The sequence below is a fragment of the Sphingomonas colocasiae genome (genome assembly GCF_019880585.1).
In the GTDB taxonomy this organism is placed as follows: domain Bacteria; phylum Pseudomonadota; class Alphaproteobacteria; order Sphingomonadales; family Sphingomonadaceae; genus Sphingobium_A; species Sphingobium_A colocasiae.
This window is the reverse complement of sequence record NZ_JAINVV010000011.1, coordinates 138,485-164,635: the sequence shown is the minus strand read 5'-3', so window position 1 is coordinate 164,635 and position 26,151 is coordinate 138,485. Positions and strand designations below refer to the sequence as shown.

Annotated in this window: 25 protein-coding genes; 12 read left to right on the top strand and 13 right to left on the bottom strand. The window is 67.9% G+C overall.

All coding sequences use genetic code 11. The annotated features are described in order from the left end of the window. Positions 1-115 precede the first annotated feature (115 nt). Positions 116-673 (top strand): carboxymuconolactone decarboxylase family protein, encoded by a 558-nt coding sequence (locus K7G82_RS22385; RefSeq protein WP_222992176.1) that lies wholly within the window; start codon positions 116-118, stop codon positions 671-673. Continuing rightward, on the top strand, positions 670-1,113 hold the full coding sequence (locus K7G82_RS22380) for a nuclear transport factor 2 family protein (RefSeq protein ID WP_222992175.1): 444 nt from the start codon (positions 670-672) through the stop codon (positions 1,111-1,113). The genes K7G82_RS22385 and K7G82_RS22380 overlap by 4 nt, the downstream gene beginning before the upstream one ends. A 74-nt stretch (positions 1,114-1,187) precedes the next feature. On the opposite strand, the gene K7G82_RS22375 is transcribed toward K7G82_RS22380, so the two are convergent. Then, on the bottom strand, positions 1,188-2,135 hold the full coding sequence (locus K7G82_RS22375) for a hypothetical protein (RefSeq protein WP_222992174.1): 948 nt from the start codon (positions 2,133-2,135) through the stop codon (positions 1,188-1,190). Positions 2,136-2,285: 150 nt separating this feature from the next. Beyond that, entirely contained in the window at positions 2,286-2,741 is a 456-nt protein-coding gene (locus tag K7G82_RS22370; protein WP_222992173.1) for a hypothetical protein, read from the bottom strand. A 179-nt stretch (positions 2,742-2,920) separates the two neighbouring features. Here K7G82_RS22370 and K7G82_RS22365 point away from each other — a divergent pair, with 179 nt between their 5' ends. Beyond that, positions 2,921-3,715 carry a LytTR family DNA-binding domain-containing protein gene (locus K7G82_RS22365; RefSeq protein WP_222992172.1) on the top strand — a complete coding sequence of 265 codons (795 nt, stop codon included), beginning with the start codon at positions 2,921-2,923 and terminating at the stop codon, positions 3,713-3,715. A 54-nt stretch (positions 3,716-3,769) separates the two neighbouring features. Beyond that, positions 3,770-3,970, top strand: a complete 201-nt coding sequence (locus K7G82_RS22360) for a hypothetical protein (protein WP_222992171.1) — start codon at positions 3,770-3,772, stop codon at positions 3,968-3,970. 166 nt (positions 3,971-4,136) lie between these two features. On the opposite strand, the gene K7G82_RS22355 is transcribed toward K7G82_RS22360, so the two are convergent. Next, positions 4,137-5,414: a DUF4118 domain-containing protein gene (locus tag K7G82_RS22355; protein ID WP_222992170.1), complete on the bottom strand. Its 1,278-nt coding sequence runs from the start codon at positions 5,412-5,414 to the stop codon at positions 4,137-4,139. A 184-nt stretch (positions 5,415-5,598) separates the two neighbouring features. Between K7G82_RS22355 and K7G82_RS29910 the strand changes: the two genes are divergently transcribed. Then, a complete protein-coding gene (locus tag K7G82_RS29910; protein WP_343228625.1) occupies positions 5,599-5,967 on the top strand; it encodes an excalibur calcium-binding domain-containing protein in 369 nt (122 codons plus the stop codon). An 82-nt stretch (positions 5,968-6,049) separates the two neighbouring features. On the opposite strand, the gene K7G82_RS22345 is transcribed toward K7G82_RS29910, so the two are convergent. Continuing rightward, positions 6,050-6,484: a hypothetical protein gene (locus K7G82_RS22345; RefSeq protein ID WP_222992169.1), complete on the bottom strand. Its 435-nt coding sequence runs from the start codon at positions 6,482-6,484 to the stop codon at positions 6,050-6,052. Between the two features lie 104 nt (positions 6,485-6,588). Here K7G82_RS22345 and K7G82_RS22340 point away from each other — a divergent pair, with 104 nt between their 5' ends. After that, entirely contained in the window at positions 6,589-6,900 is a 312-nt protein-coding gene (locus K7G82_RS22340; protein ID WP_222992168.1) for a hypothetical protein, read from the top strand. A 149-nt stretch (positions 6,901-7,049) separates the two neighbouring features. On the opposite strand, the gene K7G82_RS22335 is transcribed toward K7G82_RS22340, so the two are convergent. Both K7G82_RS22335 and K7G82_RS22330 read right to left on the bottom strand, forming a co-directional pair. Continuing rightward, the gene (locus tag K7G82_RS22335) at positions 7,050-9,878 is read right to left on the bottom strand and encodes a bifunctional diguanylate cyclase/phosphodiesterase (protein ID WP_222992167.1); all 2,829 of its coding nucleotides are present in this window, start codon (positions 9,876-9,878) and stop codon (positions 7,050-7,052) included. Positions 9,879-10,011: 133 nt separating this feature from the next. After that, positions 10,012-10,818 (bottom strand): AraC family transcriptional regulator, encoded by an 807-nt coding sequence (locus K7G82_RS22330; protein ID WP_222992166.1) that lies wholly within the window; start codon positions 10,816-10,818, stop codon positions 10,012-10,014. Between the two features lie 70 nt (positions 10,819-10,888). On the opposite strand from K7G82_RS22330, the gene K7G82_RS22325 reads away from it, so the two are divergent. After that, entirely contained in the window at positions 10,889-12,298 is a 1,410-nt protein-coding gene (locus tag K7G82_RS22325) for a tetratricopeptide repeat protein (protein WP_222992165.1), read from the top strand. 22 nt (positions 12,299-12,320) lie between these two features. Further along, positions 12,321-12,722, top strand: a complete 402-nt coding sequence (locus tag K7G82_RS22320) for a HEAT repeat domain-containing protein (RefSeq protein WP_246623791.1) — start codon at positions 12,321-12,323, stop codon at positions 12,720-12,722. 38 nt (positions 12,723-12,760) lie between these two features. Here the strand turns inward: K7G82_RS22320 and K7G82_RS22315 are convergent, their stop codons facing one another. Continuing rightward, positions 12,761-13,045, bottom strand: coding sequence for a hypothetical protein (locus K7G82_RS22315; RefSeq protein WP_222992163.1), 285 nt, complete (start codon positions 13,043-13,045; stop codon positions 12,761-12,763). A 161-nt stretch (positions 13,046-13,206) separates the two neighbouring features. On the opposite strand from K7G82_RS22315, the gene K7G82_RS22310 reads away from it, so the two are divergent. Both K7G82_RS22310 and K7G82_RS22305 read left to right on the top strand, forming a co-directional pair. After that, a complete protein-coding gene (locus K7G82_RS22310; RefSeq protein ID WP_222992162.1) occupies positions 13,207-13,851 on the top strand; it encodes a glutathione S-transferase family protein in 645 nt (214 codons plus the stop codon). Then, a complete protein-coding gene (locus tag K7G82_RS22305) occupies positions 13,848-14,279 on the top strand; it encodes a GFA family protein (protein ID WP_246623790.1) in 432 nt (143 codons plus the stop codon). The genes K7G82_RS22310 and K7G82_RS22305 overlap by 4 nt, the downstream gene beginning before the upstream one ends. A gap of 126 nt (positions 14,280-14,405) precedes the next feature. Here the strand turns inward: K7G82_RS22305 and K7G82_RS30085 are convergent, their stop codons facing one another. After that, positions 14,406-18,197: a calcium-binding protein gene (locus K7G82_RS30085; RefSeq protein WP_222992161.1), complete on the bottom strand. Its 3,792-nt coding sequence runs from the start codon at positions 18,195-18,197 to the stop codon at positions 14,406-14,408. 181 nt (positions 18,198-18,378) lie between these two features. On the opposite strand from K7G82_RS30085, the gene K7G82_RS22295 reads away from it, so the two are divergent. Both K7G82_RS22295 and arr read left to right on the top strand, forming a co-directional pair. After that, positions 18,379-19,563, top strand: coding sequence for an alpha/beta fold hydrolase (locus K7G82_RS22295; RefSeq protein WP_222992160.1), 1,185 nt, complete (start codon positions 18,379-18,381; stop codon positions 19,561-19,563). Positions 19,564-19,675: 112 nt separating this feature from the next. Continuing rightward, positions 19,676-20,101, top strand: a complete 426-nt coding sequence (gene arr / locus K7G82_RS22290) for an NAD(+)--rifampin ADP-ribosyltransferase (RefSeq protein WP_222992159.1) — start codon at positions 19,676-19,678, stop codon at positions 20,099-20,101. A gap of 62 nt (positions 20,102-20,163) precedes the next feature. Here arr and K7G82_RS22285 read toward each other — a convergent pair whose 3' ends face one another. The 5 genes from K7G82_RS22285 to K7G82_RS22265 form a co-directional block, all read right to left on the bottom strand. Continuing rightward, entirely contained in the window at positions 20,164-20,835 is a 672-nt protein-coding gene (locus K7G82_RS22285) for a hypothetical protein (RefSeq protein ID WP_222992158.1), read from the bottom strand. Continuing rightward, on the bottom strand, positions 20,832-21,467 hold the full coding sequence (locus K7G82_RS22280; RefSeq protein WP_222992157.1) for a hypothetical protein: 636 nt from the start codon (positions 21,465-21,467) through the stop codon (positions 20,832-20,834). The genes K7G82_RS22285 and K7G82_RS22280 overlap by 4 nt, the downstream gene beginning before the upstream one ends. Before the next feature lie 172 nt (positions 21,468-21,639). Beyond that, positions 21,640-22,581, bottom strand: coding sequence for a hypothetical protein (locus K7G82_RS22275; RefSeq protein WP_222992156.1), 942 nt, complete (start codon positions 22,579-22,581; stop codon positions 21,640-21,642). A gap of 157 nt (positions 22,582-22,738) precedes the next feature. Then, on the bottom strand, positions 22,739-23,926 hold the full coding sequence (locus K7G82_RS22270; protein WP_281423051.1) for a PepSY-associated TM helix domain-containing protein: 1,188 nt from the start codon (positions 23,924-23,926) through the stop codon (positions 22,739-22,741). A 47-nt stretch (positions 23,927-23,973) separates the two neighbouring features. Then, complete coding sequence (locus K7G82_RS22265; protein WP_222992154.1) at positions 23,974-26,112, bottom strand: TonB-dependent siderophore receptor; 2,139 nt, start codon at positions 26,110-26,112, stop codon at positions 23,974-23,976. Between the last annotated feature and the right edge of the window lie 39 nt (positions 26,113-26,151).

Sequence of the window (26,151 nt, the reverse complement as noted above, 5' to 3'; positions counted from 1 at the left end):
CGAAACGATGCGGCAACACATGGCTACAGCAGGCTGCGTGATTCAGATTTCGCGCAGTCTGCTGTAGGCGGCTGCGCCTTTCCAGATGCATTCACCGATAAAGGAGAGAGAGACGATGCGCGTGGCGATACCCGAGGACAATCCCGATCCGTTTTCCGCGCTCGGCGACTATTTTTCGGCCGAGATGGTCGCGGCGTCGAAGAATTTCTCGCAGGCGGTGTATCGCAAGACCCGATTGCCGCTGCGGATCTTCGAGGGCGCGCGCGCACGCACCGCCGATATCAACGGCTGCATGGTCTGCCGCGCCTTTCGCGCGAAGCGCGACCTCAGGGATTTCTACGACGCCCAGTCGATCGACGCGTCGCAGACGGTGATCGAGAACGGCGCGGCGCCCGACGAGGATTTCTACCGGAACGTCACGAACTGGCGGACCTATCCGGGCTATAGCGAGCGCGAGCGGACCGCGATCGAATATGCCGAACGCTTCTGCCAGGATCCGCAGGGCCTCGCGCGCGACGAAAGCTTCTGGGCCACCGCCAAGGCGCAATTCACCGACGACGAGATCGTCGATCTCAGCCAGTGCGTCGCCTCCTTCATCGCCAGCGGCCGCGTGGCACATGTCCTCGGCCTCGACACGGTCTGTTCGATCCTCGAGATCGGCGAAGCGCATTGACGGAGGGGGCGGCGGATATCCGCGCGGCGGTATCGGACCAGCTCGGGCGCTTCGCGCGCCTGCTCGACACAAGGCAATGGGACGGGCTCGACAGCGTTTTCGCCGAGGATGTCCGGTTCGACTATGGCGAGGGGCGGACGGGATCCGGGCTGGCGGCGTTGCGGGCCATGTTCCGGCGCTACCTCGATCGTTGCGGTCCCTCTCAGCATCTGCTGGGCAGCCCGATCATCGACCTTGGCGATCCCGCGATGCCGCTCAGCGCCTGCTATGTCCAGGCGCGCCATATCGGCGCGGGCGATGGTGCCGCCAACTGGTTCGACACCAGCGGCGAATATCGCGATAGCTGGCGCCGCGACGGCGGCACCTGGCGCATCGTCCGGCGCATCGCCGATTTCCGGCTGTTCGTGGGCGACCCCGGCGTGATCGCGTTCGACGGCTAGCATTCCAGACCGTCGACGCACGGCGCGGCGAGCGTTGATGTCGGTGGCAGGGCGCTTGTCCCAGCCGACGGCCTTCAGCGATAGACGACGATTGTCGCGTATTCCGATCCTTCGCCATTGGCCAGCATGGGCTCGCTGACGCGGTCGCATGTGAAGGTCACTTCGCCTGTCGCCGGATCGACGCTCTTCACCGTCAGATCATAGCCCATGATGTTCTTGAGCGTCACCGGCCCGTTCAGCGGATAGCGGACATTCACCTTGTCTTCCTGCCGATATTCCGTGCCGGTCGCCACACTCCACAGGCTGAACGGTCCTAGCCAGGGTTCCTTTCCGTTCCGCCGTGGCCGCTGGTAGAGGAGGATGTTGCGGCTTGCGGGATCCAGCCGCTTCAGAATGAGGTGAAGTTCCGTATCCTTCTTGTCCGGTTGCAGCTCCAGCTTGTGGAAAGCGACGGGCTCGATCGCGTGCGCGACCTGCAATTCGCGGGATTTCGCGCCCAATAGGAATATGTGATCCAGTCGCCCGTCGTCATTTTCGTCGACAAAGCAGAAGCGGACGAACTGCTCGACATTCGAAGTGACGCTGCTGAGCAATTGGTATGAAAGGCCGCTGTGCGCCTTCACCTTGTCGGCGCAATAATAGGCTCGCGCACTCAGCCCTGTCCGTTCCTGCGAACCGCGTGTGGCACCGAAGCCCTCCAGGTCAAGGTCAGGACCGACCGTCTGGGAAAAACGGTCGATCGATACGGATACCGGCGCGTCCAGGCGCGCCATGTTCCAGTCCATGAAGCGGCTGGCCAAGATGGTTTCGCCAACCTTCACCTTGAACTCGGTGCCGGCCGGTGGATTGGTTTCCAGCGGCAACACAATTTGACGTGCGGCCTGTAGTATCGGCCGCGCGCCGCCCAGCAGCATCAGGATGGCGATCAATCCGGCGGCACGAAAATATCGCGTTCGCATTCTTCTCGTTTCAGCGCTCATCTTTCCCCCAGGAGTTGAGACTTGTAGCGCGGCTGCTATCAATTCGCACGATTCAACACAATATCGGCCTTTATTTAAATCGCCGCGATGACGGCACCGGGCGCATCGTCCGGCGCGCCGCCGATTTCCGGCTGTTCTTGGACGATCCCGGACGCCAAGGGCGCTCAGGCGGGAATGGCGGACTTTTCGCCGCTAGGGCTGCGGCTGGTATGCCGAAGGCCGCTTCTGCGCCGCCATCGGGAAGCTCTGGCCATTGTGATAGGTCACGGTGCCGCACATCCGGTCGCCCTTGGCGGAGAGCCTGCCGTCGAACAGGACGTCCCCCTCGCGCGAGGCGACGACCATGCGGATGGCGTCGCCGGTCACGGTGATCCCGCGCAGCACGACGGGCGCGGTGCGCACCGGGGTGAGCGATCCGCCATAGCCACCGTCGATCAGGCCGATCGACAACAACCCGAAACTGGGCGTTCCCCCCACATCCATCAGGAAATCCCAATTGCCGTGAAGGTTCGGGGCCTCGCCGCGCGCGGCCGCTTCGGCGTTGCGTTCGGGGGCGCAGCGCATCGCGATCGGCGTCGCGGGCTGGGCGGCGGCCACCGCCGGGGCGGCGAAGGCGGCCGCCAGGGCGAGCCTCATCAGGTCATTCATCGTCGGTCTCCATCTCGGGCATGCTTCAGGGCGCGGATCGCGCCGGCCGCGATCGGCATCCGCCGGGTCCGGCCGCATCGACAAGCCGGGATTTCGGCAATAGCGTCGTTTTTTTCGCCAATGTGGGAAGCATGCAGTTCACGCAGCGCCAACGCCTTGCCCGGGAGAGATGGAGGCCGGTGCTGGCCGCGATACCCGTGGGCCTGCTCCTCGGCTTCGCGGGGCCGTTCGGTTCCTACCCGGCCTTTCCGATCGCGACCCGCTACGCATTCTGGATGGGGCTGACGGTGGCGGGCGTGGCGGCCGCCGTCGCGGCGGGCGCGGCGCTGCCCGTCACGCGGTTTCGCGCCGGCGCGATCCGGATCGGCGCCGTCGCCCTGCTCTCCGCGGCGCCGATGACCTTCGTGGTCGCGTGGGCGATGTCGTTCGTCCAGCCCGGCCGCGTCTTCACGCCCTGGCAATTGCCCGCGCTGTTCGCGGCGGTCGCCGCCGTTCAACTGCTGATCGTCTATGCGACGACGCCCCGCTCGCCCACCGCCGAGGAGCCTGAGGCGCCCGCACCGGCGAGCCCCGGACAGGCGAACCCGCCGCCCCCCGCCGGTTTTCCGTCGGCGCTGCTCGGCCGGCTGCCGCCGGAGATCGGCCGGGACATCATCGCGCTCGAAACCGAGGATCATTATCTGCGCGTGCATGCGACGGGCGGGAGCGCGCTGATCCTGATGCGGATGGCCGATGCGGTGGCCCTGCTCGATCCCCGGCTGGGCGCGCAGGTCCATCGCCGCTGGTGGGTCGCCCAGGCGGCGGTGGCGGGCACGCGGACGGAGGGGCAGAGGCTTTCGCTCCGCCTGATCGACGACCGGCTGGTGCCGGTCGGCCGCACCTTCGCGGCGGCGGCCAGGGCAAGGTTCGGCGATGCCCGTGGCGGCGGGCCGGGCGATCAGGCGGGGGCCTTCTCCGGCCGGGGGGCGGAATAGGCCGAGGCGGGGCATCCTCGCATTTTGTTAAGCCCATGGCGATATTCCGAAGCGATGAGGCCCGGGCTGAAATATCTTCTCTACACCTTCGCGTTCGGGGTCGTTTTGCTGTCGATCGGCAACGGGGTGTGGCGAGCGCGCGCGCAACTTGGCGCGTCGGACGCGGCACATGCCGCCTGCAAGCAGGTCAATCGCTGGAATTCGGGCAGGAACGGCTATGCCGATTGCCTGCGCGCGCATGAGGCGCGCAACTGAACCGGAAAACAATGACGAGAGCATGGTCCGCTTCTGGCGGATCACAGCATGCTCCAGTAGGTTGTTGAAAAAGTGACTTGAAGCGACCTCCGTCGTCATCCCCGCCTGCGCGGGGATGACGAGGCGGTTTTCAACGACCTGCTGGACCAGCGGCAGGCAGGGAGCGTCAGCGGCGCTTGCCCGTCCTGGCCGCCGCGCGCATCCCGTCCTCCAGCTTCAGCCGTTCGTGTGCGAGCGCCGCCTGCGCCACGATCGTCGAAAGCAGCACGCGCTGATGCGGCCGGACGGGATCGCGCCCGTCCTCCCGCGCGAGGCCGAGGATGGCGAGCGTGCCGAGCGAAGTCTTGAGCGGCTGGAACTGCCAGTCCGCGGCGGACATCACGCCGGTTCCCGCGCCCGCTTCCTCGCCATGCGCCAGGCTCCAGTCGAGCGCGGCCTGGTCGACCGGGCCGAGCGCGGCACCCCTGGGCGCTGCGCTCGTCATCACGAGGCCGTCATCCCCTTCGCGGAACACCGCCGCTTGCACATCGAACAGGCCGTGGACATGCTCGCACAGCGTCAGCGCGGTCGCTTCCCAATCCGCATCGCGCGTCAGGCGCTGGGCGAGCGTGGCGAGGCCGGCATTCTCGCGCGCGCTGCGATCGCTCAGCGTCAGCCGGCCGCGCATCCGGCCGGTGACGATGCTGGTATAGGCGGCGGCGGCCAGGAAAACCGCCGACATCACCAGATTCTGCGGCGCCGCGACGTCGAAGCTCAGCGCCGGGGCGAGCAGGAAGAAATTATAGGAGAAGACGGACAGAAGGGCCGCCAGAATCGCGGGGCGAAGCCCCAGCCGCGCCGCCACCGCGATCACCGGAAAGAGGAAGACCAGATCGAGCGAACGGGTGCCGGTGAAGAACTGCAGCAACTCGGCAACGCCCAGCGTGACGAGGACAAGCGCCACGGCGATCAGATATTCGCGCCAGGCCCCGGCCGGCGAGGCGATCGGATCCGGCGCGACGGCCGCCTCGTCCCCGGCAGGCACCGCCGGAACCATGTGCAGGACGATGCCGGGCAGATCGGCGGCGAGAGATTCGGCCAGCGGCCGGCGCCACCACCGCGCCCGTGCCGCCGGCCGGTCCCGCCCGATCACGAGATGCGCCGCGGGGGCCGAGCCCAGATATTCGCGAATGCCGTCCGCCGGTGTCGCCGCCGCGATCGTGCCGACCATGCCGCCGGTGCGGGTGGCCAGGCTCAGCGCCTCCGCCGCGCGCGCGCCCACCGGGCCTTCGCGCCCGCCATCCGGCGTTTCCACATATATGGCTTCCCACGGCATGCCGAACGCGCGTGCGAGCGCGGCGGCCATCCGAACGACCGCGTCCGAACCCGGCCCGCCATCGACCAGCGCGGCCACACGATCCGAATGCTGGGCCGATTGCGAAACGTCCGGGGCCGATCCTGTCATGCCCGATCCTGTACCGAAAAGCGCCGCCGGGCAAAAGCACCGCCGGCGCCCGGCGATTTTACCGTCCGATAAGCAACCGGACCTATGATCGCGTCATGTCGCTTGAAAACCCTTCCGGCCGGCGCGGCGATCGGCACGCGGATCGCGCACAACGCTTCAGCTCGGTACGGCGGTCGCCGCCGGCGTGGCACTGGGCTGGGTGATTTCGGGCACGGCGGAAACCCAGCCCCAACCCGCGCCCGCGCTCGCGCGGGGCTTCATCGATCATGGGGTGAAGGATCGAAGCGAAACGCTGCGGCGCGCCGAAGCCGCCGAGCCGCCCGAGACGCTTTCGGGCACGATGGCGGCGGCGGGCGGCATGGCGGATGCGGGCGGGGCGGTGGATGAAGGGGCAGGCCGCAGCCCCGCGCGCGCGGCGGCGGCCTTCTATCGTTATTGCGCCGATGCCCGCAGGGCCGGTGCGGCACCGCTTTATCGCGGTGAGCCCGGCTATCGCGATGCGCTGGACCGCGACGGCGACGGCATCGCCTGCGAACCCTATTCGGGACGCTGAGTGGGGCAGGGGCTTTCGCTCCGCCCGATCGACAATCGGCCGGTGCCGGCCGGCAACACCTTCGCGGCGGCGGGCCGGGCGATCAGGCGGCGGCCTTCTCCGGCTTGGGCGCGTAGTAGGTCGAATCCCTCAGGCTATGGTAAAGCGCCACCCCGGTGGCCGTGACCCAGAGAGGCGCTGCGCTGGCGCTCATCCGATAGTCGAACAGCAGGGTGAACAGCATGGACACGCCGTACATCACCGTGAAGAACCGGATGAAGTGCCAGAGGAAGCGGATAATCGCCTCCTCCGGGTGAACGATCATCCGTATCTTGCCGCCCGCGCGCCGGATCCGGCGGATGCTGCGACGGTTGCTGAGCCAGGAGCCGCCGATGGTGGCGATCACCAGGGCACCCGTCGCCAGCGCAAGGCCGATCCTCTCGAAGGCCGGGCCGGGCAATATCCGCCCGAACCCGATCAGCGCGCCGACGAACGCGATGAACCCGGCAACAATCCCCCAGAACCAGTCCCGCTTCATCACGCCCCGCACGCACGCCACCGATCTGCGCAGGATGGGGGATGGACGCGGCAGGCGCAAGGGTGGGGGGCATTGTTGCCAATCGCGCCGCATCATGAAAGACCATGCATCTCATGTTCGGTTTCCATGATCATGTCGTCGACAAGCACAGCGGTCGTCCGAAGCCGCATGAATCATGGCAGGTCGAGCGCTTCACCACCTGGACGGCGTGGGCGATGGCGGCCGTTTCGGCGATCGGGGCTGCGGCGTATTTCCGAACATGGCATGCGCTCGACGGCACGATGGCGATGCTCGGCGGCGCCATGCTGTTCGCGTTCATCGCATATGTGCGCCAGGCGATGCTCGATCGCAAACGGCGAGCGCTTCGCGAGGCGATCGCCGCTTATGAGGCGGCATTGGCCCGGCTGCGGGATTGATCCGCGACCAGCCGCACCGGGGCGGAAAGATCGCATGGGCTCCAGCGTTCGCTGGAGCGACAGGCACAAGCGCTCGCCAAATCACATGGCAGGTCGAGAGCAGGTCCCGCCTACGGGCCTCGGGCTGACGGGCAGGGGCGGGATCGCCCTTACCCCACCGCCGCGATCGGGGGCCTTGGCTCCGCCCGCTCCGCCGCCGCCGCTTCCGCCGCGTGGTGGGGCAGGGGGCGGGGCATGGGGCGGCCCCAGAAATAGCCCTGGGCCTCGTCGCAGCCTTCGTGGCGCAGCAGGCGGAGCTGCTCCGCGCTTTCCAGCCCTTCCGCCAGCACGGGCACTTCCAGGCTGCGGCCCAGCGCCAGCACCGCGCGCACGATGGCGCGCGCCTGGTGGCTGGTTTCGGATTCGAGCAGGAAGGACCGGTCGATCTTGATCTTGTCGAAGGGGAAGGAATTGAGCGTGTCGAGCGACGAATAGCCGGTGCCGAAATCGTCGATCGCGATCGATACGCCCAGCGCCTTGATCTGGCGCAATATGTGGAGCGCGCGCTGCTTGTCCGCGACAAAGGCGGTTTCGGTGATCTCCAGTTCCAGCCGGGTGGCGGGCAGGCCGGAATCGAGCAGCGCCAGCCTGACGATGTTGATCAGATCGACATGCATGAGCTGCACGGCGGACAGGTTCACCGCCACGCGCCACGGCTGTTCCCACTGCGCGGCTTCCTTGCAGGCGGTGCGCAGCACCCATTCGCCGATGCGGATGATCTCGCCGCTTTCCTCGGCGATCGGGATGAATTCCTCCGGAGAGACCCAGCCGTCGCGCGCGTGGCGCCAGCGCAGCAGCGCCTCGTATCCCGTCACCGCCTCCGTGCTCACCGAACGCTGCACCTGATAGGCCAGGCTGAACTCGCCGCGCGGGATCGCCTCGCGCAGGTCGTTGGCGATCACGCGGCGGGCGCGCGCCGCTTCGTCCATGCCCTGCTCATAATAGCAGATCTGCCGCCCCACCGTGTCCTTCGCGCGGTACATGGCGAGATCGGCATTGTTCAGGATCTGCGCCTGGCTGCGCCCGTCCTCGGGATAGATGGCGATGCCGATGCTGGCGCCGGGGATCACCGTCACCCCGTCCAGGTCGACGGTCTCGGTCAGGCAGCGTTCCAGCCGGGTCACGAAATCGGCGATCTCATGCTCGTCGCGGAAGGGCTTGAACGCCGCGAACTCGTCGCCGCCGAAACGCGCGATCATCTCGCCGCCGTCGAGCACCGCCTGCATCCGCTCCGCCAGCGCCTTCAGCACCAGATCGCCCATGCCGTGGCCGTGCGCGTCGTTGATTTCCTTGAAGCGGTCCAGATCGATGCCGATCACGCCCAGCCGGGTCTCCGTGCGCTCGGCGCGCTGGATCTCGGCGGCCAGCCGTTCATTGTAATGCGCGCGGTTGGGCAGGCCGGTCAGCCCGTCATGCAGCGCCATATGCTCGATGCGCTGTTCGGCGCGGCGGCGTTCGGTGATGTCGTCGAAGGTGCTCACCCATCCGCCCTCGGCGGTGGGCCGGTGCGAGATCGAAAGCGTGCATTCGTCGGTGAAGGGCACGATCATCGTGCCGCCGCCGGGCTGGCCGATCATCGCGCGGTGGCGGGCGATCACCTCGTCCAGCAGCGCCTGGGCAACCTCTCCCCCCGCGCGCTTGGACAGGCACAGGCGGATCACCTCGACAAAGGCGGTGCCCGGCGGGCATTCGCCCGGCGCCATGCCGAAAATCTCGCCGACGCGATCATTGGCCACCACCAGCCGGTCGTCCGCGCCGAACAGGCACAGCCCCTGGCGCATGTTGGAAAGCGCGGCGTTCAGATTGCCGCTCATCGTCTCCAGCGCGTCCTGGTGCGCCTTGTGGCGCGTCATGTCTCGCGTGATCTTGGAAAAGCCGTGGAAGCCGCCATCCTCGTCATGCACCGCCTCGATCGCGACATGCGCCCAGAAACGGCTGCCATCCTTGCGATAGCGCCAGCCCTCGGTTTCGAACCGGCCCTGTTCGCGCGCCGCCTCCAGCCCGCGTTGCGCGACGCCGGCGGCGCGGTCCTCCGCCGAATGGAAGGCGGCGACGCCAAGGCCCAGCGCCTCGCCTTCGGCATAGCCCTTCAGCCGCTGCGCGCCGGCGTTCCAGCTCGTCACCCGGCCGTCTTCGTCCAGCATATAGATGGCGCAATCGCTGATGCCGCGCACCAGCGCGCCGAATTCACGCTCGCTCGCCACGATCGCGGCGCGCGCGCGGCCGCTCAGCAGCGCCGCCAGGATGCCGAAGGCGAGCACGCCGAACGCGGTGGCCGCCACCGCGATCGCCATCGCGATCGGCGACAGCAATGTCGCGCCGTCGGCCGCCTCATGGCTGGGGATCACCGTGATCGCGGCCATGCCGGTGAAGTGCAGCAGCACGATGGCGAGCACCAGCAGCAGCGCCGCGCCGATCGCGGAGCGCACGTCGCGGCGATCGAGCGCCAGCGCCAGCGCGGGCGCCACCGGCACGATCGCGAACAGGATGGATGCGGACACATAATCCGCCGACCAGCGGAACTCGCCGGGAAACTCGACCGCGGCCATGCCCAGATAATGCATGGATGCGATGCCCGCGCCCACCGCCACGGCGGCCAGCACGCGCATCGGCCAGCGCCGGCTCGTCAGCGCCAGCGCGAAGCCCAGCCCGGTGGAGACGACCGCCACCGCCAGCGACGCGGCGGTCAGCCCCAGCGCATAGCCGACGACCACGCCGGGATCATAGCCGATCATCGCCACGAAATGGGTGGCCCAGATGCCGAAGCCGCTCGTCACCCCGGCGGCGCCCAGCCAGATGCGGCGCGGCGCCCCGGCGGCGGAGCGCGCATGGCGCAGCAGCATCACCGCCGCGAACGACGCGGCGACGCAGATCAGCGCGGCGAGCACCACCAGGCGCAGGTCATGATCATTCTGGATGCAATAGTAAAAACGCAACATGCTGGCCCGGCCCTAATTCCCCAGCCGCCCTGTGGGGACCAAACCCTCAAATAATGGTTAAGATTTTGCCGATCTGGTGAGCTTTGGGCGGGCAGCGCCCGGAAACCGGCGCGGCAAGGGGGCGCCGTCGCCGTCAGCGGGGCGGCGGAGGCGGTGGGGCATTCCTGGATCGCATGAACGCCAGCGGGCTCAGCCCGAATTCCCGGCGAAACGCGTAGATGAAGGCGGATGTCGATCCATAGCCCAGCGCCAGCGCGGCCTGCGTCACATCGGCCCGCGCGCCGAGCAGTTCCACCGCGCGGAACAGCCGCACGCGCCGCCGCCAGGATCGCAGGCTCATCCCCGTTTCCGCCTCGAACCGGCGGGACAGCGTGCGCGCCGACATGGCGAGCATCGCCTGCCAATCGGCGGCGGTGCGGGGATCGGCGGGATCGTCATGGATCGCTTCGCACATTCGGGTCAGCGGCGCGCTCGTCGGCCAGGGGAGCGAGCGCTCCAGCGGCCGCGCGCGTTCGAGCTGGTCGAGGATCAGCCGCGTCACCCGCGCGCCATAGGGGGTGGCGGCCGCGTCCCTGCCAAGCGCCGCGGCCTCCACGATCAGCGCGCGCAGCAGCGCGGTCACCTGAAAGACGATCGGGCGGGGCGGCATCGCCCCCGCCACGTCATCGGCGATCCACAGGCTGCGGAACGCGGCGCCCGGCCATGATCCCACCTGATGCGCGACGCCGCTGGGCAGCCATGCCGCCTGTTCCGGCGAGATCACGAAGCTCTGCGCGTCGAGCGTCACGGAAAGCGCGCCGTCGATCGCATAGACCAGTTGCCCCCAATCATGCGTGTGGCGCGGAAACCGGCCATGCGGCGGAATCGTCTGCGCGCGCACCGCCAGCGGCGCGGGGGCGGCCGCATCGGCGGGGGCGTGGATCGTCGTCCATCGGGTCATTGGCCGTTATTCTATATAATCGGGCATTTGTTCGAAAGCGCGACGATGCGTCTTGCGCTAATCCTCCGCCATGGCCGAAACCGACATTCATGGACTGACGCTGACGACGGCATCGCAGGCGGCCGCCGCCGCCTATCGCGAGGGGGTGGCGCTGCTGCTTTCGGCATGGCCGGGCGCGGCCGAGGCGCTGGATGCCGCGATCGCGCTCGATCCCGGCTTCGCGCTGGCGCATGCCGCCCGTGCCCGGCTGCACGCGATCCGCGCGGAAACGGCCGCCGCCAGGGCGGGCATCGCCACCGCTGCCCGCCTGGCCGCGCGCGGCGGCACCGAACGGGAACGCGATCATATCGGCATTATCGGCCATGCGATCGCCGGACGATCGGGCGCGGCGCTGGCGGGCGCGCTGGCGCATGCGGAGCGTTGGCCCCGCGACGTCATCATCCTTGGCCTGCCGCTCGGCGCCTTCGGCCTGTTCGCCTTTTCGGGCGCGGCCGATCACGATCAGGCGCGCGTCGATCTGTGCGAACGGCATGCGCGCCATTTCGCCGCCGACGACTGGTGGATGCTCACCTATCGCGGCTGGGCGCTGGCCGAAAACGGCGCGGTCACGCGGGGGCGCGACATGCTGGAACGCGCGTTCGAACGGCGCGTGGAGAATGCGAACGGCGTGCATGCGCTCACCCATGCCCTGCATGAAGCGGGCGCGGGCGCGGATGCGGCGGCGCTGATCGCGGACTGGCTGCCGCGCTATGACCGCGCCGGCATCCTGCACGGCCATATCGCGTGGCACGCGGCGCTCGTCGCGCTGGAACGCGGCGACGCCGGGGCGGCGCTGCGCATCCATGCCGATCAGGTGCGCCCCGGCGCATCGCTGGGGATGCCGATCAACATCGTCAGCGACACGGCGTCGCTGCTGTGGCGGTTGGGTGCCTATGGCCATGCGGTGCCCGACGGTGCGTGGCGCGATATCGCCGGCTATGCGGCAGCCGCTTTCCCCGATGCGGGGCATGGTTTCATCGATCCGCATATGGCGATGATAGAGGCGATGGCGGGTGACCGCGCCGCGCTCGATCGCCGCATCGCCGCGCTTGACGACATGGTCGCGCGCGGCGCGCCGGGCGCGGGCGCGGTGGTGCCCGCCATCGCCCGCGCGATGCGCGCCTTCGCCGACGGTGATCATGCGGAAACCGCGCGGTTGCTGGAGCCCGTGGCGGGCGATGTGGTGCGGATCGGCGGATCGGGCGCGCAGCGGGAAGTGGTGGAGGATACGCTGATCGTCGCCTGGATGCGCGCCGGCGAAACCGAAAAGGCCCGCGTGACTCGACCGCCGACTGCACCGCCGCCCGTCGCCGCGCGACCGCCGCTGGCGCGATCGGCTTGGCGCATGATTGCCGCCGCCCGTGCGATGTGCGACCAGCCCGCGCATGGCGGACCGTTACGAGCCGAGTTCCGATTTCCTCAAATGCCTGGCGGCGGATGAAGTGCCGCTGTCGGGCAGCGAGATGGCGGTCGCCAATCTGCGGCTGCTGATCGCGATGACGCGCGACGCCGATTTTTCGAACCGGGACTGGGCGATATTTCTGCTGGCGCAAGAAGAAATCGACAGTCCGTCGGTGCGCGCGGCGCTGCTTTACGCGGCGGAAAATACGACGGAGGACATGGTGGTGCGCAGCCAGGCCATATGGGGCCTCACTCGCCGCGATCCGGCTGTCGCCTTGCCGTTCGTGCAGGCGGCGCTGCACGGCAGAACCGTGGACGAACTCATGCTGGAAACGGCGCTGCTTTGCGCCCATCCCTCGCTGATCGCGGACCTCCGCATCTGGGCCGAACCCTCGGAAGATCCGGACATGGATGCACTGGCCGCCCAAGCCCTCGCCGCCTGCGAAACCGCCGGGTGGGAATGACGCGCCGGGGTGTCGCGGCGATCATCGCTCCCGCTGCGCTACCCGCCCGCCCGCGCGCCATGGATCGCCACCGCCTTGCGCGCGATCCGTAGGCTGTGTTCGTCGGTCGTGCTCAGGCCGATCAGCACACGCACCGTCCAACTCAGATGGCGCGCGACCTCGTCCGCATCCGCGCCGCGCTTCAGCATCGCGTGGACCTGCTCGGCATAGCCGTCATATTCTCCGGCGGCATCGGGATCGTCATTCACGCCGATCGGATCCCATTCAGCCCATAGCAGCGCCGCGATGGCGTCCAGCTCCGTGCCCGTTTCATCCGCCGTCATCGCCGCCCCCTTTTTCATCGTGCCAGCATAGTCGCGCGCCGGGGCGTTGTGGAAGCGCGGCGACCTTGCCCGCGCCGCGCCCTGCCCGGCTGCGCGCGGCCGCCGTTCCTGCTATCGAGGCGCGCCGACGCGATACGCGCGGACTGGAGAGGTGCCGAAGCATGAGCGAGACGCTGACGATCTTCACCTATGACTGGGTGCCCAAGGGGCCGCGCGGCTTTGTGCGCGATCTGCGGCTGCGCTGGGCGGCGGAGGAAGCGGGGCTGGCTTACGAGATCGGCGCGGTGCCGTTCGAGGATCGCCAGCCGAGCCATTTCGCGCATCAGCCCTTCGGGCAGGTGCCCTTCCTGACCGAAGGCGACATCTCGATCTTCGAAAGCGGCGCGTGCCTGCTGCATCTGGCGAAGAAGAGCGAAATCCTGATGCCGCGCACACCGCGCGGCGAGGCGGAGACCACCGAATGGGTGATCGCCGCGCTCAATTCGATCGAGATGGTCAGCGTGCCCTGGTGGTTCCTGGGGCTTTCGGGCGATCATGAAAACGGCCTGTCGGGCTGGCTGGACAGCCGGCTGGCGCATGTGGAAACGGTGCTGGGCGGGCGCGAATGGCTGGTGGAGGGGCGCTTCACCGTCGCCGACCTGCTGATGGCGGACGTGCTGCGCATTCCGCAGGTGCGCGCGCGCGGCGATCGGCCCGCGAGCGAGGCCTATATCCGGCGCGCGCTGGCCCGGCCCGCTTTCGAAAAGGCGCGTGCCGACCAGATGGCGCATTTCGCGGCGGCCGATGCGAAGCGGGGCGAAGGATGATCGCCGCCGAGCGCGAGGACGACGATATGGCGCGGCGGACGGCCACATGCGGATGCGGGCAGCTTCGCCTGGGCTGCGCGGGGGAACCCGTCCGCATCTCGATCTGCCACTGCCTCGAATGCCAGAAACGCACGGGCAGCGTCTTTGCGGTGCAGGCGCGTTTTGCGACCGACACTGTGACGATCGCCGGCCGGTCGTCGCGCTGGACGCGGGTGGGGGACAGCGGCGCCGCCGCGACCTTCCATTTCTGTCCGGATTGCGGATCGACGGTCTATTGGGAGCCAAGCGCCTTTCCCGGCTTCGTCTCTGTGGCGGTGGGCAGTTTCGCCGATCCGGATTTCCCGCCGCCGCGCGTGTCGGTCTATGAGGAGCGCCGGCATCGCTGGACGCTCGAGCTGGCCGCATTGCCGCTGGAGCATCATTTCTAGGGCATCGAGCGGAAAGACCCGCTCTCGAGAAGCCGCGCGCGTTTCCGTTCCCGCCGCGTTCGTTCCATCAGGCCGGATCCGCCCGCTTCGCCGGATAGGGGCGGCTGCCGTCCGTTCCGGTCCGTTTCAGGCAAAGCCCTCCGCCGCGAAGGCCAGGGGCGACAGGGCGAGCGGATCGGCGGTTTCCGCGCTGGTGGCGGTGATCACCTGATCGCCGATCCTGACACCGCCATAGTAGCGGAGCTGCAATGTCGTTCCGTCGAAATCCAGCGCCGTCAGTTCCAGGCCGACGGGGATGGCGACCACCGTATCGGCGGAGAGCAGCACCAGGTTGGAGCCCGCGATATAGGCTTTGAACTCGGAGGCGGGATCGAACAGATGGATGGTGTCGCCACCGCGCGCGAACGAGCCGTCCAGTTCGAAATGGCCGTGGCCCAGCGTCACCTGATCGCCGCCATTGGTGCCGAATATGTTCACCTTGCCGGAAACCACCGCCGGGGCGTCGATATCCGGGCGCAGCACCAGCCGCGCCGTCGCCGCCGGATTGCCGCCGCCGGGCAGCACCGATCCGTCGGCGGCGGCGGTGATGGTTCCGCCCGCGCCGATCGCCTGCACGCCGATCATCACCGCGCGCAGCCCGGCATCATAGACCAGGGTGCGCGCGCCGTCGTCGAAGACGATCGGCATGCCGGCGGTGCCGATCGGGATGGCGATCGCGACGCTGCCGCCGGTGAGCAGCGCGTTCGATCCGGCGATCTCGATCATATAGTCGGCCGCATTGCCGGGCAGCCGCACGATATCGCCGCCGCGCGCGAAGGATCCGTCGAGCTGCAGGCTGGACGGGCCGTCGTCCAGCACCGTCAGGTCCTGGAAACCGTTGGTGCCGAACACCGTGCCATATCCGCTGACGCCGCCGACGAAACCGTTCGCGGCGATGAAGCGGAAATCGGTGTCCGCGCCGGGCGCGGGCACCAGCCAGATGTCGCGATCCGCGAATTCGAGGATCTCGATATCGGCCATGAGGATCGACCCGTCGGGCGCCCCCGGCCGCAGATCGGTGACGCGATAGCCCCGGCCTTCGGCGGTGATCCGGTAATCGGCGCGGTTGCCGGCGAAGCGCGCATGATCGGTGCCGTCGCCGCCGTCGAGCAGGCCGCCCAGCGTGCCGCCGCGCCCGTCGTAAAGATCGTTGCCGCCCGACAGGAAGACGTCTCCGGCAATCGATCCGCGATTGACGATCACATCGTTGAGCAGCCGGTTCTCGCCGTCGATCTTCAGCCACGAGGAATAGCCGTTGACGTCGTCGATGACGATGCCGCCGTCGAGCTGCCCGCTGTTGGTGAAGCGCAGCGTGCTCGCATAATCGGGATATCCGCCCCAGCGCTCCATCACGATCGCGCCCAGGATATCGCCGTCATTGGTGATGTCGAACAGGCCGCCCTGGCTCGCTTCCAGCAATATCGCGATATCGCCCGCGATCAGGCCGCCGGCCTGGTTGTGGATCACCCCCGAACTGAACAGGCCGACGCCGACCGCGTAGAAGCGGCTGGTATCGGGAGAATAGGAGATGACGTCGCCGCTGTTGATAAGGGTGCCGAAGCCGGAGATCATGTCCACGGCCATCGATCCGTCGCCGCCGGCCGCCTCGATCACGCCGGTGTTGATGACGGCGGCGCCGTTGTGCGTGCTGACCCCGGTCGCGAACCCGCCATGGGACAGGGCGTAGATATCGTTGTTGTTGACGATGGCGGGCGATTCTGCGCCCGGCGAACCTTCGTAACTCGTAAGAGCCAGCGCGTCGCCGTTCTGGGCAAAGGCGTGGATTTCTCCGTTGTTCACCACCTTTCCTGAGCTGGCGCCAAAGAAACCGAAGGCATGGGTGTCGGCTCCGGCGGCGTGCGTCATCACTTGGCCATAGTTGGTGAAAGTTCCGAACACAGGGGGCCCGAATTCGAAATCTGGTGCTCCCATCGCGAAGGCATAAAGACTGGTGGCGTTATCGTTGAGAACACGTCCGTGATTGACGATATCGGGCGGGTTACCGGTGACTGCGAACACGAAAACCGGTGCCCCCGTCGACGAACTCCAAACCTCCGTTTCAGTGATATGCAGGTCGCTCGCCACTACCACGCCGGAAATGAAGACGTTCGCTTCGTCCGTATTTGGCGGGGGGGCGGGGGCTGCTGTACCTTCAGCGATAGTGTCGAGCCCGCCGACGGTTGGAGGCGGGCCGTTCAGCACCACCTGTGCACCCTCTCGAACGAATATGGTTTCGGCGCCGGCGGTGTAGCGTAGATATGCGTCGCCATCATGGACTGATTGGTCGACCGCGATCCAGCCACCCGCAAGATGAATCTGATCACTCGGCAGCGCATCGATATAGAGCATGAGCCCATCGCTGATCGCGGTTACGTCGCCCGGCCGGATCACCAGCAGCTTGTCGCCCCTCGAGACGATGACGTCGATCTCTGACACGCGGCCGCTCATCGCCACTGCGGAGAGATCGAGAGAGCGTGCACCTGTTGCCATCACCCAACGATCGATGCCCCCGCCGCCGCGGATTTCGGCAAAGCTATAGTCTCCGGTCTCGATCAGGTCGGCATCCAGCCCGCCCCATGCAACGTCGCCACCGCTGGTGAGCAGGGTATCGTTGCCGAGACCGCCATAGAGCCCGTCATTGCCTGCGCCGCCGGTAATGGTGTCGTCGCCGAAATCGCCAGCCAGCATGTCGTCGCCGTCACCGCCGGTCAGCACGTCCGCGCCGAATCCGCCGCGAAACTGGACTGCTCCATTGCCGCCGATCAGTGTGTCATCGCCCCATCCGCCCAGCACCAGCCCGTTGATCGTGCCGGCGCTGCTGTCGAGCAGGTCGTTATCCTCGCCAAGCTCGATCCGGCCGGTGATGGTGCCGCGGTTGATCAGGATGTCGTCGCCGCGGAAAAGCTGGATATCGCCCTCGATCAGCCCGCCCGCCTCGTTGGTGATCGTCTGGGGATTGATCAGCCGCGATTCCATGAAGGTGCCCGTATCCGACGGGGCGTAGATCGCGATATCGGCACGGATCGTGCCGCTGTTCACGATCGAGAGCGTTTCCATCACGATCCATCCGCCAATCCCGTTGCTGGCGACGCCCAGATTGATCGCGTAGATGCCGATCGAGCGCACGGCCGGATCGGTCGACGTCACCTGGATCAGCCCGGCATTGTCCACCTCCGGCCCGTAATCGAAGGCGGCATGGGTGCCCCGGCCGATATAGACGCCATAGGCAAGGCCCGATCCCTCGACCAGGATCCGTCCGCCCGCCTGATTGACCAGATTGCCGCCGTTCTCAAGGCGGATGCCCTGGGCACCGCCGTGCATCTCCGGATCGTCTTCGGTGGCCCGCACCGCGATCAGGCCGGAATTGACGAAGCTGTGCCTGACCGATTCGGTGTTGACGCCGATCGCATTGCCGTCCTCGGCGATCGCGAAAATGCCGCCGCTGTTGATGAAGGCGGGATTCGACGGCCCGAGCGAGATCACCGTTCCTCTGAGCAGCACGCCCACGGCAAAGTTCGAATTGCTCGACAGGGGTCCGGTATAGCTGCCGATCTCGGCCACGATCGTGCCGCTGTTGGCAAGCTGGTCGACCTCGACCGCGATCACGCTGTCGATCGTCGACGTGCTCCAGATCAGGCCCGCATTGTCGAGTTTCCAGTTGAAGATGAACTCGTCGCTGACGAACACCAAGGGCGCGCCCCAGCCGGCGCGATAATACCAGCCATAGGTCGACCCGTCGGTCGGATCGGTGATCGAGACGCCGTAGTGCACGGCATCGGCCGCGACCGTCGCGACGGGGCTGCCCGTCAGCACCACGGTGCCGGTGGCGGTGGGCGTGGACGGGCGGGTGGGGAGTGCCGGGATGATGCTCACCGGCATGTCGTTTTCGTTCCAGTCATGGCTTCCCCGCCCATTCTACGCGATACCCGCCCGCTATCCCGCTTTTGGGGCCGCTTTGCAATGCGATCGGCGGCGCGCTTGGGCCCCGGCCGGCGAGATCGCCCCGAACATTGTCCGCTCCGCCGCTCGCCGGCCGGGCGCGTCCGCGCGATGAGGGGATATGATCAGGCTGATCCGCCGCGTGCGCCGTGCCCGCCATTTCCACCGCTTTCGCCGTTTTCGCTGCGCGCGCGCGCTTTGGCGGCTGTGCGGCGCCGCCATACTGGCATGCGTGGCGATGCCCGGTGGCGGGTTCGCGCAGGCGGTGACGGGCGATCCGGTGGGGACGGGGAGGCCGGCGGGGACGGGGGCGGGGGTACCGGCGGACATGCTCGACCGGTTCGTGCATGCGCACCGGATGGTCGATATCGGCGGCGGGCGGCGGATCAATCTTTTCTGCACGGGATCGGGCGCGCGCACCGTGCTGTTCGATGCGGGGGGCAGCGACTGGTCCGTCATCTGGGCGCTGGTGCAGCCGCTGGTGGCGGCGCGGGCGCGGGCGTGCAGCTATGATCGCGCGGGGCTGGGCCATAGCGATCCGGCGCCGGGCCCGCGCTCGCCCGTCGCCATCGTCGAGGATCTGCATGCGCTGATCGGCGCGGCCGGGCTGGATACGCCGCTGGTGCTGGTCGGCCATTCGCTGGGCGGGTTCAACATGAAGCTTCATGCGGCGCTTCATCCCGGCGACGTCGCGGGCCTGGTGCTGGTCGATCCATCGGAGGATCGCGCGGCGGAACGGGTGCGCGATCGGCTGCGCGGGCAATTCGGGGAGAGTGTGGCCGCGCGGCTTGAGTTGAGCGACGCGGACTGGATGAAGCGGCTGATCGCCCATTATCAGGGCTGCGCGGCGGCCGCGCGCGTGCGGCCGCTCGATCCCGCATCACCGGAATACCGGCGCTGCACCGATCCGGTGCGCGCCCCGCTCGGCCCGGCGATCGCGGCGGCGCGCATGCGCATCCAGGTGGGGGCCGCCTATCAGGAAAGCCAGGCGTCCGAACTCGCCAACAGCGTTTATGGGGACGGGCGCGGCGACGCGGTCTATCGCCGGCTGTTCAGCGGCACGCCGTTCGGCGCGAAACCGCTGATCGTGCTGACCCATGGCGATTTCGACGCGGCCGATCCGATGGATGCCGCCAGTTACCGATCCTATCGATGGCTGCACGCCGAAACCGCCGCGCTTTCGCGCCGGGGCCGCCAGCGCACCGTGCCGGGCACCAGCCATAATATCGAGATCGACGCGCCGCAGGCAGTGGCGGATGCGATTTTCGAGGTGCTGGATGAACTGGCGGCAAAGGCGAAGCGCTGACGCCGGGGGCCATCGTCCGCCGCCATGATGATTTAGCCGGGCAGGGGGCTTGCGGCAAGCCCGGGTGCCTGGTCCATGACCCTTGCCCTTCGATTCTCTGGAGAGGCATGACATGACAGCCATCGATACGAACGAAAGCACCCGCCTGCCGACGCGCTTCTACCACGGCACGCGCGCGGACCTGAAGCCGGGAGACCTGATCGCGGCGGGATATGGTTCCAATTACGGCGCGCGCAAACGGGCGAGCTGGGTCTACCTCACCGGCACGCTCGACGCGGCGATCTGGGGTGCGGAACTGGCGGCGGGCGAGGGGCGGGAACGCATCTACATCGTCGAGCCGACCGGCCCGATCATCGACGATCCCAACCTGACCGACAGGAAATTCCCCGGCAATCCGACGCGATCCTATCGCTCGCGCGATCCGCTGCGCATCATCGGCGAAGTGGCGGAGTGGCAGGGCCATTCGCCCGAGCGATTGCAGGAGATGAAGGACAATCTGGCGCGGCTGAAGGCGGCGGGGGTGGAGGCGATCGATTGAGGGAAATGCCCGAAAGCGATGTGATCGCGATCGTCCGGCCCCGGTCTTTCGATCGACCTCGATCAGCCGTTCCACGCTCCGGCGGGAATATAGGTCGCGCCGGACGGTGGCGGGATCCGCATTTCCCAGCCAAAGGCGGCGGCGCAGGCCCGCGCCGATGCGCGGATCTCCTCCCAGATGGGGTGCGATCGCAGCATGCCTTCATCCAACCAGAAGTCGCTGTTCCGTTCCCCGCTCATCGACGTGATCAACCCGTCGAGCGCGCCGAGCGCGGCGCGTTGCGCGTCGGTGCGTGCGGCGTCGGGCGATGCGAGGAGCGCGTCCTCGAAATCGAGCGCGAGTTCGTCACCCTTGCAGACGAAATCGGGAAAGAGCGAAAGCTGCACATCGGCGGGCTGCGCCAGGGCGAGCACAGCCCTTTGCAGCGGGTCCATCCCGGCCGATGCTTCGGGGCCGGGCGGCGGCGGCACGGGGCGGGGCGCGGTTCCGGTGCCGCCGATCCGTTCGAGATCGGCCGCGTCGGCGCCGATCAAGCCGGTCTTGGCGATCACCGAGGCGCGCCACAGGAGGAAGATCAGCCACGCGACCGCGAAGATCAGCGACGGGATCCACCACCATGCGCCGATCAGCGGCGTCGCCAGTAGCGGGATCACGGGGATCACGGCCATCATCCTGCTCGGCGTGGGGGCCAGCATCCCATCCACCCGGCGGCACAGGGCGTGGTACAGGCTCATGGGGCACGCCCGAAGATGGCGAACAGCTTGCGGATCAATCCCGGCGGTTGCGCCCGCTGCCCATCCCCTGCGCGATATTCCAGCATGGCGCGTTCGGCGTTGCGGCGGCTTTCCTCCAGCTCGGCGAAATAGTGGTCCAGGGTTCCGGCTTCCGCAACCGGCCCTGAAAAATCGAGAAAATAATCGGCGACGACGCTCGGCGCGATGGCGTCGATCGCCTCCATCGCCCTGCGCAGCCGGGCAATGGCGTCGGCATCGTCGGTATTCAGATCGAACCAGATGCCGTCGACCAGCGGCCCCTTGGCATCGAGCTTGACATAGCAATGGGCGCCCAGCCCGAAGCACCAGGCATCGTCGTCATAGGAACCGAAGGGATCCTGCCCGCCGCCGCCCATCGCCGAGAAGACCGTGGCGTTGAAACGGCGCACGCGCGGCAGGATCGGCGCGAGCGCGGCCTCGGCACGCGCCAGCGTCAGGCCCAGATCGGCATAGCCGGTGGAGGGTGTCTCCACCATGTAGAGATCGGTGAAGCCGATGCCCGAGGGATGCCGGTTCTGTTCGGCCGCCGCCGCCGCCCTGGCGATATCCGCCTCCACTTCGGCGCGGGCGGTCAGCGGATACAGATTGCGCATTCCCCAATCGTCTTCATGCACATGAATCACATCGACCATAGCGGCGGCGCCCCGAATTTCGCGCGATGATGGCACGGAAGCGATCGAAACCGCCATCCCCCCGCGCCGCCCACGATGCACCGCGTGACGGGGAGCAATCCCGGCGCGTGCCGATCGGAAAACCGGCGCCGGATCAGCCCCGCATGAGCGCGGCGATCGCCGCGATGTCGATCGACGCCCACAGCGCCTCACGCGCGCGCAGGCGCGCATCGCTTTCGCCATGATAGCGCCCCTGCGGCGTCCGCAGCACGATCAGTTGTGCGTCGCCCATCGCCCGTTTGTCGAAATAGTCGGGATTGACCTCCCACACCCGGCGCAGCGGCAGGCAATCGTCCGTCAGTTCCAGCGACAACATGGTCTCGTCGAGACAGGCCTGCCGATCGGCGACGGCGGCGGGCAGGCGCTGCGACAGATCGCGCCATCGGCGGGGATATGGCGATCCGGCGGGCAGGTCCGCATCCTCCCGCTTCGTCTGTTCGACGGCATAGCGGCGGCCGGAGACCGGGATCAGCAGGGGTTTGCCGTTGGTGACGAGGATGGCGCCGTTCGCCAGGCGGATCACGCCGTCCGCGATCTCCGGCTTCATCACGAACCAGTCGGCGCGGCCGCCCTCCGCCCCGGCGACCTGCGCGCGCGAACGTTCGAACGCGGCGTCGGCGCGGTTCACGGTCAGCTCGATGCCGCCCCCCGTCATCCGGTGGCAGCGCCCGTTCTCGAATTTGATCGGGCTCATCACCGCAACCGATCCGCTGAGCACGCCATGCGGCCGGGTGGTTTCGATGAAGCTCTTCAGCCGGTGACAGACGGGCGCGGGCGGCGCGTTGACCGCGGGCATGGCGGCGAAGCCCGCGACAAGCCGGTCCATCGCCGCGCGGAACCGGCGAAAGCTGGCGGCATCGACGCCCTGCACCGATGCCCTGGGATCGATCTGCCGTTCGTACCGGCCGTCGGCGCCGCTCTGCACGATCGCGATCTCCTGCGCGGATGCGGCGGCGGGCATGGCGAACAGGATGGGGAACAGCGCCGGAAACAGCGCGGGGAATGTCGCATTTCGCGGGAAACGCGGGCGGGCCATGGCGGATCTCCATGCGGCAGGATGCCGCGAACCCGGCCCGCCTATGGCGGTGCGGCGCCGCGATCGACGCGCCTGCTGCGAAGCCGGCCCGCCATGCGCCCGGCAGCCTTCCCATGCGACGAGGCCGGACGTGCGCGCGGCGAACCGCGATGCGGCGTCAACCCTCCACGAACATCCGGACGATCATCGCCGCGCCCGTCGCGATCAGCGCCAGCGACAGCCAGCGCCACTGGCCCATGCCGCGCCACAGGCCGTTCCAGACCGGGCTGGCCGCCGCCGCGACGCGCGCGCCGTGCGCGATGCGGTGCGAATAGATGGCGGCGCCGGACAGGGCGAGCCCCGTCATCGCCAGGCCGAACAGGAACCAGGGGATCCGCGTCCAATAACCGGCGAAGCTGCCGAAATGCAGCGGATCCGCCATTTCGGAGATGCGCTGGTGCACATTCAGATCATGCCCGTCGCTGATCATCTCGACACGCGCGGTGGCGGCGTCCGCCCAGACGGCATTGGCGCGCGGCCGCACCAGCCAGGCGCCGCGCTGCCCCTGGAAGGTGAAGGCGCCCGACGTCTTGTCGGGGAACTGGATCATCTCGATGCGGAGCGCGGGATCGGCGCGGCGCACGGCGGCGAGGCTCGCCGGCAGCGCGTGCGCCGCGCCCGTCGCGTCCGCCATTGTCGTTGGCGGCGCGGCGATGGCCGGGGGTTCGGGCAGGTTGGGCGCGTCGCCGCCCAGTTGTTCGACCAGATACCAGAGGCCGGTCAGCGCGATCAGCGCGACGAACCACAGGCTCCACACCCCGGCCAGCCGATGGAAATCGCCCCAGGCGGTGCGCGCATCGTGCCAGCGGATCGGGCGGAAGAAGCCGCGCCACCATTTGCGATAGACGACGAAGGATGTGGCGAGGCTGATCAGCAGCAGGATCGCGAGCGAACCCACGATCGGCACGCCGTATTTGACGGGCAGGTTCAGATGGCGGTGCAGGTTGCGCAGCACGCGCTGGGCATCGACGAAACCCTGTTCGCCCTGCACGCGCCCGGTGGCGGGGTGGACGTGCAGATAGCCCCGGCTCTTGTCCGCACGCTGGAACGCGACCCGCGCGGCGAAGGCGCCGGCATGCGGGCGCGCGATATAGTTGATCGTCGCGACGCCGGGATGGCGCGCCGCATTCCCGGCGATCAGATCCCAGCGTGGCGGCGCTTCCGCCGATGCGGGCGCCACGCGCAGCGAGGGGTGGATCACCCAGTCGATCTCCGCGCTCAGCACCGCCAGCGTTCCGGTGAACAGCACGAACGCCAGGAACAGCGACAGTTTCAGCCCCACCCATTGGTGGACGGCCCACCACAGCCGCCGTCCGCCGGATTTCCTGGCTCTGGGTCTGGCGGGCTGTGCGTTCAGAACCGGTATCCCACTTCCACAAAGGCCGAGCGCGGCTCACCGGGGAAATGCCCGCCGCGATCATTGAAGCCCGACGCGGCATAGGTCTTGTCCAGGATATTGTCGACGCGCAGCCGCACGTCCCATGGGCCGCGCGCCCAGGTGATCGATCCGTCGAAGATGAAATAGGGATTGACCGGCTGGTTCGACAGGCTGATCCGCTTCGACACATAATCGCCGCCCAGCGCGAAGGCGAGGCCGGCGGCCGGAATCTGGTAGCGCGTCCAGAAGCCCAGCTTGTTCCTGGGCGCGTTGGCGAAGCGGCCGCCCGCGACGACATTGGTGATATTGCCGTTGGCCGGCGTCGTCGATTTCGTGACGCGCGTATCGTTATACGCATAGGTCAGCGTCAGCACCCAATTGTCGGTGAGGTCCGCCGCGATATCGACATCGACGCCCTTGGACGTGACTTCGCCGAAGGCCACCGAATTGTTGATGCCGTCGCCTTCCGGATCGCCGCGCGGATCGGCTTGCAGCAGGTTCTGCCGCTTGATCCGGTAGACGGACAGGCTGCTCTGCAGGCGGCCGCCCAGCAGCGCGGTCTTCACGCCGCCCTCCATCATGTCGCCCGTCGTCGGGGCGAAGGGGCCGCCGGCGCGCGGATCCTGCGCCGCCGCCGATTGCGGTTCGAAGCTGGTCGCATATTGGCCGAACAGCGAGACATCGTCGCGCACGCGCCACACCAGGCCGAGCCGGTAGGTTTCGTCGCGGCCCTTGAAGCCCGTGCGCGTGCCGTTGGCCGCGATGGCGACATCCTCGAAACTGTCGGTGCGGATGCCCGCGACCGCGACGAGCCGGCCCAGCGTCAGTTCGTTGAGCAGGTAGAAGCCGTTGCGCCTGGTTTCGCTCAGCGTCGTCGTCGCGGCGGGCATGGCGTATCGTGCCGGATCGCACGCGCGATAGACGGGGTTGGCGAAATCGAGCGGGCATGGCAGCCCCATCGCGGCGGTCGCCCGGCCGGTGAGCTGCGATGCCGTCGATGTCGCATCCTCGGTGCTGTAGTCGAAGCCCGCGAGCACGCGGTTCGAAACCCCGTCCGAAATCGCGGCGGACCACACGGCGTTGCCGCCGAACGACCAGCTTTTGGTGCCGCGATACTGATCGCGATACTGGCGCGCGACCGCGTCGAAACGGCCGTCGCCATTCTTGTCGAGCAGCGTGATCGGCTCGTGATATTTCTGCTTCTCGCTCGCGTCGATGCGGCGGCCGGCAATGTCGAGCTTCAGATTGTCCGTCGGTTCGATCTCCAGCTTCGCCTGCAGCGCGGTGGAGCGGAGATCGAGGAAATCGCTGGGCTCGTTGTGATTCCAGCGCCGGTTGGCCAGAAAATGCCCATCGGCGTCCACGGCGATGCCGCGCAGGCGGTTTGCCGCCAGATCCTGTTCGATCCGCCATGCCTGCGTCGTCAGCCTGGCGATGCCGAGATCGAAGGTGGCGCCGGCATCGAGCAGCAGCGAGCGATTGCCCGCGAAGGTGCGCGGCAGATCGCGATCCTCGAAAAAGGCGCCGCCGCGCAGCGACACGACATCGTTGACCGGCCCCGTCACCTCCGCCTGCGCGCCGTAGCGATCGCCGGTGCCCGCCACCATCCGCGCGGAGGCGGAAAAGGTCTGCGACGGTTTCTTCGTCACATAGTTGAACAGCCCGCCCGGCGCGGACTGGCCGTACAGCATGCCCGCCGGCCCCTTCAGGAACTCGACGCGCTCGATGTTGAAAAGCTGGGGAACCGCGAAGCCGATATAGGGATCGCCGCGCAGCCCGTCGTAGAAATTCTCCTGCTGGCGGAATCCGCGCGCGGTGACGCCGGCATAGGAAAAGAAGCTGACGCCGGAGATGTTGCGATACAGGTCCTGCGCGTCGCGCGCGCCCTGGTCCGCGATCAGGTCGGCGGTGAGCACGGTGATCGCCTGCGACGACGCCAGCGGCTCGGTCGGCATCTTGCCGCTTGCCGTTTCCTCCACCCGGTAGAGCTTGGCGACGCGCCCGGTGACGATGATGTCGTCGCCGCTGCCATCCTCGCCCGGCTCCATCGCGAGCGCGCCGGACGCGATTGTGGCCGCCGAGAGCGACAGGCCCACGATCATCTTGCGGATCATTTTTACGTTTCCCCTTGTTGGGGTGCTGCTAACTCAAAT

Excerpts from the sequence above, each read along its gene's own strand:
- K7G82_RS22385 (WP_222992176.1), top strand. The coding sequence starts at position 116 with ATGCGCGTGGCGATACCCGAGGACAATCCCGATCCGTTTTCCGCGCTC.
- K7G82_RS22370 (WP_222992173.1), bottom strand. The coding sequence starts at position 2,741 with ATGAATGACCTGATGAGGCTCGCCCTGGCGGCCGCCTTCGCCGCCCCG.
- K7G82_RS22360 (WP_222992171.1), top strand. The coding sequence starts at position 3,770 with ATGAGGCCCGGGCTGAAATATCTTCTCTACACCTTCGCGTTCGGGGTC.
- K7G82_RS22355 (WP_222992170.1), bottom strand. The coding sequence starts at position 5,414 with ATGACAGGATCGGCCCCGGACGTTTCGCAATCGGCCCAGCATTCGGAT.
- K7G82_RS22345 (WP_222992169.1), bottom strand. The coding sequence starts at position 6,484 with ATGAAGCGGGACTGGTTCTGGGGGATTGTTGCCGGGTTCATCGCGTTC.
- K7G82_RS22340 (WP_222992168.1), top strand. The coding sequence starts at position 6,589 with ATGCATCTCATGTTCGGTTTCCATGATCATGTCGTCGACAAGCACAGC.
- K7G82_RS22335 (WP_222992167.1), bottom strand. The coding sequence starts at position 9,878 with ATGTTGCGTTTTTACTATTGCATCCAGAATGATCATGACCTGCGCCTG.
- K7G82_RS22330 (WP_222992166.1), bottom strand. The coding sequence starts at position 10,818 with ATGACCCGATGGACGACGATCCACGCCCCCGCCGATGCGGCCGCCCCC.
- K7G82_RS22325 (WP_222992165.1), top strand. The coding sequence starts at position 10,889 with ATGGCCGAAACCGACATTCATGGACTGACGCTGACGACGGCATCGCAG.
- K7G82_RS22320 (WP_246623791.1), top strand. The coding sequence starts at position 12,321 with ATGGCGGTCGCCAATCTGCGGCTGCTGATCGCGATGACGCGCGACGCC.
- K7G82_RS22315 (WP_222992163.1), bottom strand. The coding sequence starts at position 13,045 with ATGACGGCGGATGAAACGGGCACGGAGCTGGACGCCATCGCGGCGCTG.
- K7G82_RS22310 (WP_222992162.1), top strand. The coding sequence starts at position 13,207 with ATGAGCGAGACGCTGACGATCTTCACCTATGACTGGGTGCCCAAGGGG.
- K7G82_RS22305 (WP_246623790.1), top strand. The coding sequence starts at position 13,848 with ATGATCGCCGCCGAGCGCGAGGACGACGATATGGCGCGGCGGACGGCC.
- K7G82_RS30085 (WP_222992161.1), bottom strand. The coding sequence starts at position 18,197 with ATGCCGGTGAGCATCATCCCGGCACTCCCCACCCGCCCGTCCACGCCC.
- K7G82_RS22295 (WP_222992160.1), top strand. The coding sequence starts at position 18,379 with ATGATCAGGCTGATCCGCCGCGTGCGCCGTGCCCGCCATTTCCACCGC.
- arr (WP_222992159.1), top strand. The coding sequence starts at position 19,676 with ATGACAGCCATCGATACGAACGAAAGCACCCGCCTGCCGACGCGCTTC.
- K7G82_RS22285 (WP_222992158.1), bottom strand. The coding sequence starts at position 20,835 with ATGAGCCTGTACCACGCCCTGTGCCGCCGGGTGGATGGGATGCTGGCC.
- K7G82_RS22280 (WP_222992157.1), bottom strand. The coding sequence starts at position 21,467 with ATGCGCAATCTGTATCCGCTGACCGCCCGCGCCGAAGTGGAGGCGGAT.
- K7G82_RS22275 (WP_222992156.1), bottom strand. The coding sequence starts at position 22,581 with ATGGCCCGCCCGCGTTTCCCGCGAAATGCGACATTCCCCGCGCTGTTT.
- K7G82_RS22265 (WP_222992154.1), bottom strand. The coding sequence starts at position 26,112 with ATGATCCGCAAGATGATCGTGGGCCTGTCGCTCTCGGCGGCCACAATC.